This is a genomic window from Rhizomicrobium sp. (assembly GCA_037200385.1).
Taxonomy (GTDB): domain Bacteria; phylum Pseudomonadota; class Alphaproteobacteria; order Micropepsales; family Micropepsaceae; genus Rhizomicrobium.
The window spans coordinates 2,382,310-2,396,605 of sequence record JBBCGL010000001.1; the positions used below are offsets into that span (position 1 = coordinate 2,382,310).

Here is a 14,296-nt window from a genome sequence, read left to right on the forward strand (position 1 = left end):
GCCGAAGGCGAGGAACCCGGCGACGATGGCGATCACGGCGATGATTCCGAGGATGATGAGGGAGCGGCGCACGACTAACCTTTCTGTTCGAATCTGTTTAGGAACTGCGGGCCGGGCGTGCAACCCTTGGGATGACATGGACAAGAAAACTGCTGCCATTTGCGTGTTCTGCGGCTCGTCGCACGGCGCCAAGCCGGCTTATGCCGCAGCGGCGACAAGGCTTGGAACGCTGATCGGGGAACGGGGTTTCGCCATGGTGTTCGGCGGCGGCGACGTCGGGTTGATGGGAGATTGCTCGCGGGCCGCGCGCGCGGCCGGGGCGCGGGTCTTCGGGGTCATTCCGGGTTTCCTGCGGCGGCGCGAAACGCCGCTGGACGGCGTGGACGAGGTCATCGTGCCAGACATGCAGATCCGCAAGCAGCGGATGATCGCCGAATCCGACGCCTTCGTGATCCTGCCGGGCGGGCTGGGAACCCTCGACGAGCTCTTCGAGGTGCTGTCGATCGCGCAGCTCAAGGAGCATGACAAGCCCATCGTGATCGTCGACACGGACGATTTCTATGCGCCCCTCTGGCCGTTGCTGGCGCGGGTGGTGCGCGAGGGCTTTGCCCTTCGGACCATCGACACGCTCTATCATGTCGTGAAGACGCCCGAACAGGCCGCCGAAAAATTGACCGCCCTACTCGGCGACCCGGCGCGTTAGAAGCGGGACACGCCCGTCGAGGCTGACCAGGACCAGCGCGCTCCAGATGCAGGCGAAGACGATCGCGTCGAGACGCGTGAAGGGCTCCGCCAGGATCAGCGTCGCGACGATCAGGGTGATCGAGGGCGAGAGATATTGCAGGAAGCCCAGCGTGGTCATGCGGATGCGGCGCGCGCCGGCGGCGAACATCACCAGCGGCAGCGCGGTGAGCGGACCGGTGAAGATCAACAGCGCGTCGCGGCTCGGCGCGGCCGCCGGGAAGGCGCCGGTGCCGTCCACCGCCCAGAGCACGATGAACGCGAGCGTCACCGGCAGCAGCAGCAGCGTCTCAATCGTGAGACCGTCGAGCGCGTCGACCGGCGTCAGCTTGCGCACATAGCCGTAGAATCCGAAGGTGAGCGCCAGGGCAGGCGCGACCCAGGGGACATGGCCGAGCGCGAAGGCTTCGATCGCAACGGCGATGGTGGCGAGCGCGATCGCCACGACGCGCAGCCGCGAAATCTTTTCGCCCAGAAGCGCCACGCCGAGCGCGATGGAGACCAGCGGCGTGAGGTAATAGCCCAGCGCCGCCTCGACCAGCTGGTGCGTCGTCACGCAATACATGTAGAGCGTCCAGTTCGCCGTGATCAGCACACTGCTGGCGGCCAGCGCGCCCAGCAGGCGCGGGGTGCGGAAGACGAGCACGAGATGAGAGACGCGACGCCGGCCCACCGTGACGGCGAGCCCGAACAGGGCGCACCACAGGATGCGGTGCAGCGTGATCTCGCCGGGCGAAATGCCGCCCAGCAGGCGCCAATACAGCGGCACCAGGCCCCATATGGCATAAGCGGCGCCGGCATAGAGGATGCCGCGGGTTTCGTCCTGGTGGGGAGCGGGCGCGGTCACGCTATCTTTCCTCCCCCGCTGTTGCGGGGGAGGTGGCGCGCCGCGCAGCGGCGTGACGGAGGGGGCGAGCTCCGGCGTCGCCCCCCTCCACCATCGCTTCGCGATGGTCCCCCTCCCCCGTAACAATGGGGGGAGGAAAAGAGCGGCGCTATCGCACGACGCCTCACGCGCGGGCGCCGTCGCGGTAGAGTTTGTAGCAGATCGAATCCGACAGGGCTTCGAAGGACGCGTCGACGATGTTGGGCGAGACGCCGACCGTCGACCAGCGGTTGCCCTTGCCGTCGGCGCTTTCGACCATCACGCGGGTCACGGCCTCGGTGCCGCTCGTGAGGATACGCACCTTGTAATCCACCAACCGCAGGTCTGAGAGCCAGGACGAGTACTTGCCCAGGTCCTTGCGCAGCGCGACGTCCAGCGCGTCGATCGGGCCGACACCTTCGCCGGCGGTGTGCAGCACTTCGCCGTCCACGGTCAGCCGCACAGTGGCCTCCGAAACGGTGACGAGGTCGCCCAACGCGTTATGGCGGCGCTCGACGATGACGCGGAAGCTCTGGACGCTGAAGTAGTCTGGCACCTGCCCGAGGACACGGCGGGCGAGCAGCTCGAACGACGCTTCGGCGCCGTCATAGGCGTAGCCGAGGAATTCGCGTTGCTTGAGGTCTTCGAGCAGGCGGGCGATGCGCGGGTCCTTGGCGTCGAGATCGATGCCGCTTTCGGAGAGGCGCGCGAGCAGGTTGGAGCGGCCGGCCTGGTCGGAGACCAGGATCTTGCGCACATTGCCGACCGTCTCCGGCGGGACGTGCTCGTAGGTGCGCGGGTCCTTCGCGACGGCGGAGGAATGCAGGCCGCCCTTATGCGCGAAAGCCGACGGCCCGACATAGGCGGCATGGCGGTTGGGGGCGCGGTTGAGGATCTCGTCCAGCAGACGCGAGATACGGGTAAGGCCGGCGAGCTTTTCGCGACTCACGCCCGTCTCAAATTGATCTGTATACGGTTCTTTCAGCAGAAGCGTCGGCAGCAGGGCGCAGAGATTGGCGTTGCCGCAACGCTCGCCCAAGCCGTTGAGCGTGCCCTGGATCTGGCGCGCACCGCCCCGCAGCGCCGCAAGACTGACCGCGACCGCCTGTTCGGTGTCGTTGTGGGCGTGGATGCCGAGGGCGGCATCCGGCAGCTTCGCCTTCACGTCGGAAACGATACGGTAGATGTCCTCCGGCAGCGTGCCGCCATTGGTGTCGCACAGCACCAGCCAGCGTGCGCCGGCGTCATGCGCCGCCGTGATGCACTGCAGCGCATAATCCGGATTGGCCTTGTAGCCGTCAAAGAAATGCTCGGCATCGAACAGCGCTTCGCGTTTCTTCGCGACCGCGGCGGCGATCGACTCCGCGATGCCGTCGACATTCTCGCTACGCGGAATCTCGAGCGCGACATCGACTTGGAAGTCCCAGGTCTTGCCGACCAGGCAGGCCGCGTCGGCCTCGGCACCCAGGACCTGCGCCAGGCTGGGATCGTTCGCGGCACTGCGCCCAGCCCGCTTGGTCATGCCGAAGGCGGTGAAACGTGCGGTCTTGAGCGGCGGCCGCTCGGCGAAGAAGGCCGTATCGGTCGGGTTCGCCCCCGGCCAGCCGCCCTCGATATAGTCGAGGCCCAGGCCGTCGAGCGCGAGCGCGATCTGGCGCTTGTCCTCGACCGAGAAGTCCACCCCCTGGGTCTGCGCCCCGTCGCGCAGGGTCGTGTCGAACAGATAGAGGCGCTCGCGGCTCATCGCTTGACCTCCCAGGTCGTGCCCGTGGGGCCGTCCTTCAGCGCGATACCTTTGGCCAGCAGTTCGTCGCGGATGCGGTCCGATTCCTTGAAGTCCTTGCGGGCGCGGGCGGCCTTGCGGGCTTCGATGGCGTCGGCGATGGCGACCTCGTCGACTTGCTTCTTGGCGGCGAGGTTGAGCTGGACGTTGGAGAAGCCGAGCAGGCCCAAACCGCCGGCCAGCTCGTGCTCGGTGCCCTGATGCAGCGCCGCGATGGCCGCGGGGGTGTTGAGGTCGTCGCTCAGGGCTTCGAGGAAAGCGGCGCCGATGGGCGGATCGGCCAGCGGCTCGGTCACGGCGTACCATTTCTCGAGCGTCTTCCAGCTCTCGGTCATGCCGGCGACGGTCCAATCCATCGGCTGGCGATAATGCGTGCGCAGCATGTTGAAGCGCAGGACCTCGCCGGGCCAATCCTTCAAGAGCTCGTTGATGGTGACGAAGTTGCCGAGGCTCTTCGACATCTTCTCGCCCTCGACGTTGAGGAAACCGTTGTGCATCCAGACGCGCGCCAGCGGATGACCCTGATGGGCGCTCTCGCTCTGGGCGATCTCGTTCTCATGATGCGGGAAGACGAGGTCGATGCCGCCGCCATGGATGTCGATGGTGTCTCCCATCGTCGCTTCGATCATTGCGGAGCATTCCAGGTGCCAGCCGGGGCGGCCGTAGCCCCACGGCGAGTCCCAGCCCGGCTGCTCGGCCTCGGACGGCTTCCACAGCACGAAATCCATGTCGCCCTTCTTGTAGGGCGCGACGTCGATGCGGGCGCCGGCCAGCATGTCATCGAGGCTGCGGCGTGCGAGCTTGCCGTAGTCGGCCTTCGAGGTGACATCGAACAGGACATGGCCCTGGCTGGCATAGGCGTGGCCGCCCGCGATCAGCGTCTCGATCATCGCGATCATCCCAGGCACGTGTTCGGTGGCGCGCGGCATGAACGTGGGCGGGAGGCAGTTCAGCGCGCTCACGTCCTCGCGGTAGACGCCGTAGGTCGCCTCGGTGATCTCGCGCAGCACGTCGAGGATCGGCGTGTTGCGGCCGACGGCGCGCTCGGCGGCGCGGGCGTTTATCTTGTCGTCGATGTCGGTGATGTTGCGGACATAGGTGACGTGACCCGGGCCATAGGTGTGGCGCAGCAGGCGGAACAGGACGTCGAACACGATGGCGGGGCGCGCATTGCCGATATGGGCGTAGTCGTAGACCGTCGGGCCGCAGACATACATGCGCACATTGGCGGGATCGATGGGCGTGAAGACGTCCTTCGAGCGGGTGAGCGTGTTGTGCAGGCGAATGGTCATGGTGCGTCTTCTTACAATGATTTGATGCTTAGATGGTTACCCTGCCCGCCCCACCCACCAGTGTCATGGCCCGCGAATGCGGGCCACCCAGCTGGGGCGCCTCAAATGTCGATCCAGGAATTGCAGTCCCCGCGCCCTTCGAGGCCGGCGAAGATGTCACCTGGGTGGCCCACATTCGCGGGCCATGACAGTTGAGGTTTAGCGGTGAGGGTCGAGCAAAGGGAGGTGTCGCGGCGTCAGCCGCAAATAAGCGCGCAAATGTGGAGCGAAGTGCTCACGCCGTGTTCCCTTTGAGGCGCGCGAGCGCTCGCTCGCGGCCGATCAGGGGTAGCAGTTTTTTGAGCTCGGGTCCATCGCCGCGGCCGGTCAAAGCCAGACGGAGCGGGTGGAACAGGGCGCGGCCCTTGAGGCCGGTGGCCTCGGCTGCCGCTTTGGTGAGCAGGCTCCAGGTCGTCTCGTCCCAAGGCTCGGGCGGGAGGAGCGCGGCGGCCTTGGTCGTCAGTTCGGCATTTTCGAGGACTGGCGTCACAGGCGCGTGGACGATGGCCCACCAGATCGCGGCGTCGGCGAGCTTGAGCAGGTTGGGCTTCACCGCCTCCCAGAAGGGTGGGCCGCCGGTTATGCCGGCCGCGTTCAAGCGCGCCGCGACCGCGTCGTGGGGCAAAAGATGCAACAGCTTGCCGTTGAGCACCGCGAGCTCGGCAGTGTCGAAATGGGCGGGGGCGCGGGCGATCTTCTCGAACGCGAATTCCTGGGCGAGCTGGTCGAGGGTCTGGCGCGGCTCGATAGGGTCCGATGTGCCGAGCTTGGCGAGGTAAGAAGCCAGGGCCAGCGGCTCGATGCCTTCGTCGCGCAGGCCGCGCAGGGAGAGGGAATTGTCGCGCTTGGAGAGCTTGCCGCCTTCGGCGGAGAGGTAGAGCGGGTAATGCGCGAAGACGGGCACCGGCGCGCCGAGGGCTTCGAAGATCTCGATCTGCGGCGCGGAGTTGGTGACGTGGTCTTCGCCGCGGATGATGTGGGTGATGCAGAAGTCGATGTCGTCGACGACGGAAGGCAGCGTGTAGAGGAAGCGGCCGTCCTCGCGGATCAGGACGGGGTCGGAGAGGGTGGAGGTGTCGATCTCGACCGGGCCGCGGATCGCATCGGTCCAGCGGACCTTGGCGTGGCTGAGCTTGAAGCGCCAATGGGGCTTGCGGCCTTCGGCTTCGAGACGGGCGCGGTCGTCGGCGGTGAGTGCGAGGGCGGCGCGGTCGTAGACCGGCGGCTTGTGCGCGGCCATCTGGCGCTTGCGGCGGCGCTCGAGCTCGTCCGCGGTCTCATAGGCGGGGTAGAGGCGGCCGGCGGCTTTGAGTTTCGCGGCGGCTTCCTCGTAGATCGTCACGCGGTCGGACTGGCGCGCGAAGATGTCGTGATGCAGGCCGAGCCAGGCGTAGTCTTCGAGGATTGCGGCTTCGAATTCCTTGGTGGAGCGCGTGTCGTCGGTGTCGTCGATCCGCAGCATGAAGCGGCCGCCGGTCTTCTTCGCGAAGAGCGCGTTTAGCACCGCGGCACGGCCGTTGCCGACCTGGAGATGGCCGGTGGGGGATGGGGCGATGCGAACGATGGGGGCAGTCATCGCGTCCCTCGCCACATGCACAACTTGTCATCCCCGGCCGAGCAATGCGTCAGCATTGCGAGGGGAAGGGGACCCAGGTCTGTCCGCACCACGGATGCGTACCGACCTGGGTCCCCTTCCCTCGCGCTCGCTCCGCTCGCACTCGCCGGGGATGACAAGGGGTGGTTAATCACGGGCGTCTCGGAACGCGTTGGTGATCGGATACCGCCGGTCGCGGCCGAAGTTTCTGGCGCTGATCTTCACGCCGGGCGGGGCCTGGCGGCGCTTGTATTCGCTGACGTAGAGCAGCTGCTCGATGCGCTTGACCGTCGCAGGATGGTAGCCCTTGGCGCAGGTCGCCTCGAAGGTCATTTCGTTCTCGACCAGGCATTCGAGGATGCCGTCGAGGATCTCGTAGGGCGGGAGGCTGTCCTCGTCCTTCTGGTTCTCGCGCAATTCGGCGCTCGGCGGCTTCTCGATGATGCGCTCGGGGATGACGCGCCCGGCCGGGCCGAGGCCATGGCGCGGGGTGCACTGGTTGCGCCAGCGGGCGAGCGCGAAGACCTCCATCTTGTAGACGTCTTTCAGGACGTTGTAGCCGCCGCACATGTCGCCATAGAGCGTGGCGTAACCGACGCTCATCTCGGATTTGTTGCCGGTGGTGAGCACCATGGGGCCGAATTTGTTGGAGATCGCCATCAGGATCACGCCGCGGGCGCGGGACTGGAGGTTCTCCTCCGTCGTGTCGACGCGCTTGCCGGCGAAGATGGGCGCGAGCGCCTTGCCGAAGCTCTCGACGACGTCCTCAATGGCGACCGTGTCGTAATGCACGCCGAGCAGGGCGGAGCATTCGGCGGCGTCATAGAGGCTCTCGCCCGAGGTATACTTGCTGGGCAGCATCACGCAGCGCACGCGGTCGGCGCCGAGCGCATCGACCGCGACGGCGGCGCTCAGCGCGCTGTCGATGCCGCCGGACATGCCCAGCACCACGCCGGGGAAGCGGTTCTTGTTCACGTAGTCGCGCAGGCCCAGCATCATCGCGTGATAGACGGAGTGGCTGCGCTCTTCGGTCTTCACGCGCCCGCCGGGGGCGCAGACCCAGCCGCCGGTCGGCTGGCGGGTCCATTCGGTGATCACGAGCGTCTCTTCCCAGCCGGGCAGAAGATGGGCGGTCGAGAGATCGGCGTTGACCACAACGGAATTGCCGTCGAACACCAGCTCGTCCTGGCCGCCGACCTGGTTGAGATAGACCAGCGGCAGTTTCGTCTCGGTGACGCGGGCGGCGATCAGGTTGAGGCGGACGTCTTCCTTGCCGGCCTCGAAGGGCGAGCCGTTGGGGACGAGGAGGATCTCGGCGCCGGTCTCGGCCAGGCACTCGACGACGTCGGGCGTCCAGATGTCCTCGCACACCGGCACGCCGATGCGCACGCCGCGGATGTTGAAGGGGCCGGGCATCGGGCCCGGGACGAAGACGCGCTTCTCGTCGAACACGCCGTAATTGGGCAGGTCGACCTTGAAGGTCTTGCCCGCGATCTTGCCGCCGTCGAGATAGAGGCAGGCGTTGTAGAGCTTGTCGTCCTCAGTCCAGGGCGCGCCGATCAGGATGGCGGGTCCGCTGTCAGCGGTGTCCTTGGCGAGCTTCTCGATCGCTTCGCGCGCGTCTTCCTGGAGGGCGGGCTTGAGGACGAGGTCCTCGGGCGGGTAGCCCACGATGAAGAGCTCGGGAAAGAGGATGAGGTCGGCGCCGCCGGCCGCCGCCTCGGCGCGCGCCTTGCGGGCCTTGGTCAGGTTGCCGTGGATGTCGCCCATGATCGGATTGAGCTGGGCCAGCGCGATGCGAAAGGAGTCCGTCATGGGGAGGGTTTAGCGCGCAATTGGAGCGGGAGAAAGACGCGGCATGCGCAGAGCGGCATAGCGCCGGCCGCGATCATCGAACACCGTTGTCATCCCGGACGGCGCGCAGCGCCGATCCGGGACCCATCGAGCAAGTGTTGCAATGGGTCCCGGCTCGGCGCGATGCTCACGCATCGCTTGGCCGGGATGACAATCTTGCTTTGGGTAAGTCAGCGCGCCGCGGCCAGGGCGGCATAGCCGGCGAGGGATTGCGAGTCGGCGTGGTCGGCGGCGTCGTCGATCGCCAGCGCGGTCTTGAGCGCCAGGCGGGCTTCCTCGGGACGGACCAGTGTGGTCTCGCCATGGCGCACGGCGCGGACGAAGGAGGCGACGGACTCGCCGAGCGGATCGCCGAGCTCCAGCGCCTTGAGCGGGCGCGGCGTGGTGTTCTTGATCTTGCGGGTAACGAAATCGATCTCGATCACCCCGTCCTTGTACTCGGCGCGCATGCCGCGGCGGCGCGCTTCGGAGATGCGGCTGGTCTCCAGATGGGCGACGGTACCGTTGGCGAAGGTGATCTCGGCTGCGACTTCGTCGGCGAGAACGCCGTGCAGCGCCTTCGACCGCGCCTCGACGCCGGTCACGGGCGACGGCACCAGCTGGTGCATCAGGTCGAGGTCGTGGATCATGAGGTCGAGCACGACGGAGACGTCGGCGCTGCGGCCGGTCCACGGACCCATGCGCCAGCACGAGATGTCGAGCGGCACTTCCTTGTGGTCGAGCAGGCCGGTGCCGGCGAAGACGAAGCGTTCCTGGTGCCCGACGGTCAGGACGAGATTGGTGTTCGCGGCGAGTGCGATCAGCGCATCGGCCTCTTCGACCGAGGTGGCGATGGGCTTCTCGACCAGCACGTGGGCGCCGGCGTTGAGGAAGGCGCGCACGATCTCGGCATGGGTGTGGGCCGGGGTGCAGACGCTGACGAGGTCGACGACGCCCAGCAGCTCGCGCCAGTCGGCGACGGCGGGCACGCCATGGGTGGCGAGCGCGGTCTTGCGCACCTCCACCGACGGGTCGGCGATGGCGACGAGCTCGACACCGTCGAGGTGACGGTATTTCGAGGCGTGATGGCGGCCGAAAGCGCCGGCGCCGATGACGGCGGCCTTGAGCGGACCTTTGGGGCGCAGGCGGAAAGGGGACAAGATGAATCTCGCCGGAATTACAGAGAGATAAGGCCCGGCCGGCCGCTCCGGAGCGACTCATAAAATGTTTCGTCTTGTTACACGGGTTGCCCCTGATAGGGTTCCGCCAACGAAGAAATCCGTCATTTCCAGGGTTAAGGAGCGTCCATGGCCAACCAGACCAACCGCGAAATCCATCTCAAGAGCCGCCCCGTCGGGCTGCCTACCACTGACAACTTCGAAGTCGCCGAGACGACCGTGCCGACGCCGGGGCCAGGCCAGGTGCTGGTGCGCAATTCCTATATCTCGGTCGACCCTTATATGCGCGGCCGGATGATGGACCGGAAGAGCTACTCGGCGCCCTTCAAGCTGGGCGAGGCGCTGCAGGGCCATGCGGTCGGCCAGGTCGTGGCGTCGAACAGCGAGACCGTGAAGGTCGGGCAGTTCGTCCAGAGCATGAATGGCTGGCGCGAGTGGTATGTCGCCGATGCCGGGCACGTACAGGCCTTCGAGCCGGCGGCACCGATCCAGTCCTATCTCGGCGCGCTCGGCATGCCGGGGATGACGGCCTATGTCGGACTGCTGCGCATCGGGGCGCTCAAGGACGGCGAACGGGTGTTCGTCTCGGCGGCGTCGGGCGCGGTGGGCTCGATCGTCTGCCAGATCGCCAAGGCCAAGGGCTGCTATGTCGTGGGCTCGGTCGGGTCGGACGAGAAGGCGGACTATCTGAAAAGCCTCGGCGTCGACAAGACGATCAACTACCGCACGGCCGGCGACCTCAACACGGCGGTGGGCGCGGCCTTCCCCGAAGGGATCGACGTCTATTTCGAGAATGTCGGCGGAGCGCATCTGGAAGCGGCGCTCGCCCATATGCGGCAATTCGGGCGCATCCCGCTGTGCGGGATGATCGACATGTACAACGCGGTCGAGCCACCGCCGGGTCCGCGCAACCTCGCGATGGCGATCGGGCTGGGGCTGACGTTGCGCGGCTTCATCGTGTCGAGCCACTACGACATGCTGGCCGACTTCCACCGCGACATGGCGGCGTGGATCAAGGCCGGCAAGATGACATGGCGCGAGACGGTGGTCGACGGTGTCGAGAACGCGCCGCAAGCCTTCATTGGCCTCTTCAAGGGCGACAATCTCGGCAAGATGGTCGTGCGGGTAGGTCCGGACAAGGCGGTGTGAAAAGGGGCGGCTTTCCTTCCCCGTAACAACGGGGAGGAAAGTTGGTTCTACTCCGCCTCAGGTGCGCTCGCCCGCAAGGTCACGAGCGCGGTGACGATGAGATAGGCCAGCGCCAGCGGCGCCAGCCCGATCAGCACCGCGCCGGTGAGATCGGTGTAGATGCTGCAGGGAATCCACGGATAGGCCGAGCCGACGAAGAGCAGCTGAAAGCCCACGATCGCGGCGATGCCATAAAGCCCCGCGAGAACCGTCGGACCGAAAGATGACGGCCGCAACGTCCGTTCCAGCCGCAGCAATCCCGCGGTGAGGCCGATGCGCGAAACGGCCGAGGCGACGAAGATGATCGCGAGAAGCCAGGCGAAGGCCGCCGCGAAGACGCGGCCGCCGTCGAGCGTGCAGGCGTCCAGCCGGGCCGCGAGTGCGACCTGGCCGGGGACCACGGCGGCGATCGCTCCCTGCACGGCGTTGGGGATCGCGCCGCCCAGCATCGCCGGCGCGTAAGCGACCTGCGCCGCAAAGCTGGCCGCTACGAACAGCAGGAACACGACCTCGTTGAAGCGCGGGACGAGGTGATGCGGCTTCAGCCGCGCCAGGAAAGGCTTGCCGCCGCCCGCGGAGAACGCCCCGAAGCCGGCGGCGAACAACAGACCCGTGGCCGCGAACAGCGCGAGGCATATCCCGATGCTTTGCGCGGCGGCGGCCGGCGCTTCGCCCCGTGCCAGCGCGAAATTGAACGCATGGGCGCCCGCGAACAGGCAGAATACGATCCAGCCCTTGGCGAGAAGCCGCGCCACGCCCATGCCAACGTGCCCCTATCGACGGCGCAGCCCCTCATCCCTCGACAAGCTCAGGATGAGGGATGTGCGAATGATGCCGCCGTCCGATGACGGTGAGACCGAGGATCGGTCAAAGACCTCATCCTGAGCCTGTCGAAGGATGAGCAGCACGGGATTTCCTTCGATGGTTTTACGCGGACGCCGCGAAGCGGTCGCTTTTCATGCGTTCGGCGCGCAGGCCTTCGGCCATCAGGAAAGCAAGCTCCAGCGCCTGGCTCGCATTGAGGCGCGGGTCGCACGCGGTCTGGTAACGGTCGAAGAGGTCGATCTCCCGGATCGCCTGCGCGCCGCCCAGGCATTCTGTGACGTCCTGGCCGGTCATCTCGAAATGGACGCCACCGGCATGGGTACCCTCGACGCGATGGACCTCGAAGAAGCTGCGCACTTCGGCGAGGATGCGGTCGACGGGACGCGTCTTGTAGCCGGATTGCAGCTTGATCGTGTTGCCGTGCATGGGATCGCAGGACCACACCACATTGGCACCTTCGCGCTTCACCGCGCGGACCAGCGGCGGCAGCTTCTCGGCGACCTTGTCCGAGCCGAAGCGCGCGATCAGCGTGAGGCGGCCCGGCTTGTTGTCGGGATTGAGCGCCGCGATCAGCTTGAGGAGCTCGTCCTCGCCCAGCGACGGGCCGCATTTGAGACCGATGGGGTTCTTGATGCCGCGCATGAACTCGACATGCGCGCCGTCAAGCTGGCGGGTGCGGTCGCCGATCCACAGCATGTGGGCCGAGGTGTCGTACCAGTCGCCGCTCGTGGAATCGACGCGGGTCATCGCCTGCTCGAAGTTGAGCAGCAGCGCTTCGTGGCTGGTGTAGAAATCGGTGGTGCGCAGCTGCGGCACCGAATCCGGCGTGATGCCGCAGGCCGCCATGAACTCCAGCGTCTCGGAGATGCGTGCGGCGAGACCTTTATATTGTTCGCCGGCCGGCGATCCCGCGATGAAGCCCAGCATCCAGCGGTGGACATTGTGCAGGTCGGCGTAACCACCGGATGCGAAGGCGCGCAGCAGGTTGAGCGTCGCGGCGGACTGCGCGACGGATTCGAGCAGGCGCTGCGGATTGGGGGTGCGGGCCTCAGCGGTGAACTCCCCGCCATTGATGTTGTCGCCGCGATAGGAGGGCAGCGTGACGCCGTCGCGGGTCTCGAAATCATCGGAGCGCGGCTTGGCGAACTGGCCCGCGATGCGGCCGACCTTGACCACCGGCACGCCGGCCGCGAACGTCAGCACGACCGCCATCTGCAGCAGGACGCGGAACATGTCGCGGATATTGTCGGGATGGAATTCGGCGAAGCTCTCGGCGCAGTCCCCGCCTTGGAGCAGGAAAGCCTTGCCTTCCGCCACCTGGGCGAGGCTGGACATAAGATTGCGCGCCTCGCCGGCGAAGACCAGCGGGGGGTGGGTTCTCAGCTTCGCCTCGGCCGCCTCCAGCGCCGCCGGGTCCGGATAGACCGGGACCTGCCGGATGGGCTTGGCACGCCAGCTTTGCGGGGACCAGGGCTGGGCCACGCGGGAAACCTCCATTTGGGTCCCCGGATATATGGGAAGCGGCGGCGCTTTGCCAGACGGCAGGCGCGGCGTGGTGAACGGTCTTGCCCGTCAGGAACCGAAAGGCGGGCGCGCACTGGCCGCGATATTGGCCAGAGTGGCGGCACAAGCGTGGCGGCGTAGCAGGCTGTAACGCACATCGAGCCGCTTTTTGAAATTCCAGTCGGGATGGTGGAGTTTGGCCCATTCGGTATAGCGAGCGAGCTCCTCCAGCCGCGCGTCGGGGCTGGACTGCGGGTCGGGGCACTGGAACTGGGCGTCGAAGCCGGCGTCGTCGAGCGCGAAGAGCGGGTCGGGGGCCTCTGGAGCGGCGGGCGGCGGGATGGCAGGCGCCGAATCGTCCTGCGCCCGCGCGGCGGTGACCGCGAGCATGCTTAGCGCGACGAATGCGATGGTGAACGAACGCATGGCAGCCCCCTACCCTTGCGCGGGAGATTAGATGGATACACCCTCATTGTCATGGCCCGCGCCCTTCGACGCTGCCTGCGGCGTCGAAGGGCGCGGGCCGTGACAGTGGTGTGTTTGTGTCAGACGACTTCCTTCCGCTGCCGCACCGCGTTGAACACCTCTGTCGGGACGGCGAGCATGGGCGCGGCGGCATAGAGCTGGCGCAGTTCGGCGAAGTTGGCGTCGGGGTTTGCGGTCAGGGCGGCGAGCTTGTCAAACAGCTCGGCGCGTGCCGGGGCGATGGCTTCGCCCGGTTGGGGCATGAAGCCCCAGACGTCCCAGGGGAGCATCTCGATGCCGTTCAGCGATGCGAAGTCGCGCAGGACGTTGCCGGCGACGAACCATTCGCCTTTCATATCCATGATGCCGAAACGGCTCGCGTCGGCCTTGCCAGCGCGGATCTGGCGCCAGGCTTCGCCGGCGATGAGGAATTGTGCGCGCGGGACATCGAGCGGATCGAATTCCAGGCGCAGCATGGCGCGCTGGGCGGCGTCGAGCTGGGCGTCGACGAACTGCCACGCGTCGCCGTTCCAGTACTCGATCACCCAGTGGTCGACTTCCATCTTGGCGTCGAAATAGCGGGCGAAGCCGCAGCGGGCGCGGGCGGGAATGCCGGCACGGCGAAAAAGGCTCACGCCCAAGATCGAGAAATGGCGGCAATTGCCGACCATGCGCTGATAGAGCGTACGCACGAACGCAAGCGGACGCGGATCGTGGCTGTGCAGCAGCGCCAGCATGCCGGGGACCGAACGAGTATGGGTCTCGGCGATGCGCGCCTCGTTCAGGCGCATGCGGTAGGCGGGCGCCCAATGCTGATGCAGCAGCAGGTTCTGGATGTAGGCGACGATGCCGGGGATGTCGGTGGGTGCGTCCTTGAGCAGCGCGTCGCGTTCGCCGGGATCGGTCATGCAGTGCTGGCGGGTATAGAAACCGGCGATCTCAAGCGGGAGCGGCATGGCGATAGGTCTCCTGAAACCGTCGTCAGGGTAG

At 66.7% G+C, this 14,296-nt stretch carries 12 protein-coding genes; 2 read left to right on the top strand and 10 right to left on the bottom strand.

Annotated elements, in window-relative coordinates; translation table 11 throughout:
• Window positions 1–25 precede the first annotated feature (25 nt).
• The gene (locus tag WDM91_11470; protein MEI9995205.1) at window positions 26–703 is read left to right on the top strand and encodes a TIGR00730 family Rossman fold protein; all 678 of its coding nucleotides are present in this window, start codon (window positions 26–28) and stop codon (window positions 701–703) included.
• Here the strand turns inward: WDM91_11470 and rarD are convergent.
• The 6 genes from rarD to WDM91_11500 all read right to left on the bottom strand — a co-directional run bounded on the left by rarD (window position 680) and on the right by WDM91_11500 (window position 9,307).
• On the bottom strand, window positions 680–1,588 hold the full coding sequence (rarD, locus tag WDM91_11475) for an EamA family transporter RarD (GenBank protein ID MEI9995206.1): 909 nt from the start codon (window positions 1,586–1,588) through the stop codon (window positions 680–682). The two genes, WDM91_11470 and rarD, sit on opposite strands and share 24 nt — an antisense overlap.
• A gap of 163 nt (window positions 1,589–1,751) precedes the next feature.
• Window positions 1,752–3,350, bottom strand: coding sequence for a citramalate synthase (cimA, locus tag WDM91_11480; protein ID MEI9995207.1), 1,599 nt, complete (start codon window positions 3,348–3,350; stop codon window positions 1,752–1,754).
• A complete protein-coding gene (cysS, locus tag WDM91_11485) occupies window positions 3,347–4,681 on the bottom strand; it encodes a cysteine--tRNA ligase (GenBank protein MEI9995208.1) in 1,335 nt (444 codons plus the stop codon). Before cysS ends, cimA begins: the two co-directional genes overlap by 4 nt.
• A gap of 274 nt (window positions 4,682–4,955) precedes the next feature.
• Window positions 4,956–6,296 carry a glutamate--tRNA ligase gene (gene gltX, locus WDM91_11490; GenBank protein ID MEI9995209.1) on the bottom strand — a complete coding sequence of 447 codons (1,341 nt, stop codon included), beginning with the start codon at window positions 6,294–6,296 and terminating at the stop codon, window positions 4,956–4,958.
• A gap of 165 nt (window positions 6,297–6,461) precedes the next feature.
• Window positions 6,462–8,129 (bottom strand): NAD+ synthase, encoded by a 1,668-nt coding sequence (locus WDM91_11495; GenBank protein MEI9995210.1) that lies wholly within the window; start codon window positions 8,127–8,129, stop codon window positions 6,462–6,464.
• A 209-nt stretch (window positions 8,130–8,338) separates the two neighbouring features.
• Complete coding sequence (locus WDM91_11500) at window positions 8,339–9,307, bottom strand: Gfo/Idh/MocA family oxidoreductase (protein MEI9995211.1); 969 nt, start codon at window positions 9,305–9,307, stop codon at window positions 8,339–8,341.
• Window positions 9,308–9,454: 147 nt separating this feature from the next.
• Between WDM91_11500 and WDM91_11505 the strand changes: the two genes are divergently transcribed.
• Window positions 9,455–10,474 (top strand): NADP-dependent oxidoreductase, encoded by a 1,020-nt coding sequence (locus WDM91_11505; protein MEI9995212.1) that lies wholly within the window; start codon window positions 9,455–9,457, stop codon window positions 10,472–10,474.
• A 47-nt stretch (window positions 10,475–10,521) separates the two neighbouring features.
• Here WDM91_11505 and WDM91_11510 read toward each other — a convergent pair whose 3' ends face one another.
• The 4 genes from WDM91_11510 to WDM91_11525 form a co-directional block, all read right to left on the bottom strand.
• Window positions 10,522–11,274 (bottom strand): hypothetical protein, encoded by a 753-nt coding sequence (locus WDM91_11510; protein MEI9995213.1) that lies wholly within the window; start codon window positions 11,272–11,274, stop codon window positions 10,522–10,524.
• A gap of 166 nt (window positions 11,275–11,440) precedes the next feature.
• Window positions 11,441–12,835 (bottom strand): 3-deoxy-7-phosphoheptulonate synthase class II, encoded by a 1,395-nt coding sequence (locus tag WDM91_11515; protein ID MEI9995214.1) that lies wholly within the window; start codon window positions 12,833–12,835, stop codon window positions 11,441–11,443.
• Between the two features lie 75 nt (window positions 12,836–12,910).
• Entirely contained in the window at window positions 12,911–13,267 is a 357-nt protein-coding gene (locus WDM91_11520; GenBank protein ID MEI9995215.1) for a hypothetical protein, read from the bottom strand.
• Window positions 13,268–13,386: 119 nt separating this feature from the next.
• Window positions 13,387–14,262, bottom strand: coding sequence for a transglutaminase-like domain-containing protein (locus tag WDM91_11525; GenBank protein ID MEI9995216.1), 876 nt, complete (start codon window positions 14,260–14,262; stop codon window positions 13,387–13,389).
• Between the last annotated feature and the right edge of the window lie 34 nt (window positions 14,263–14,296).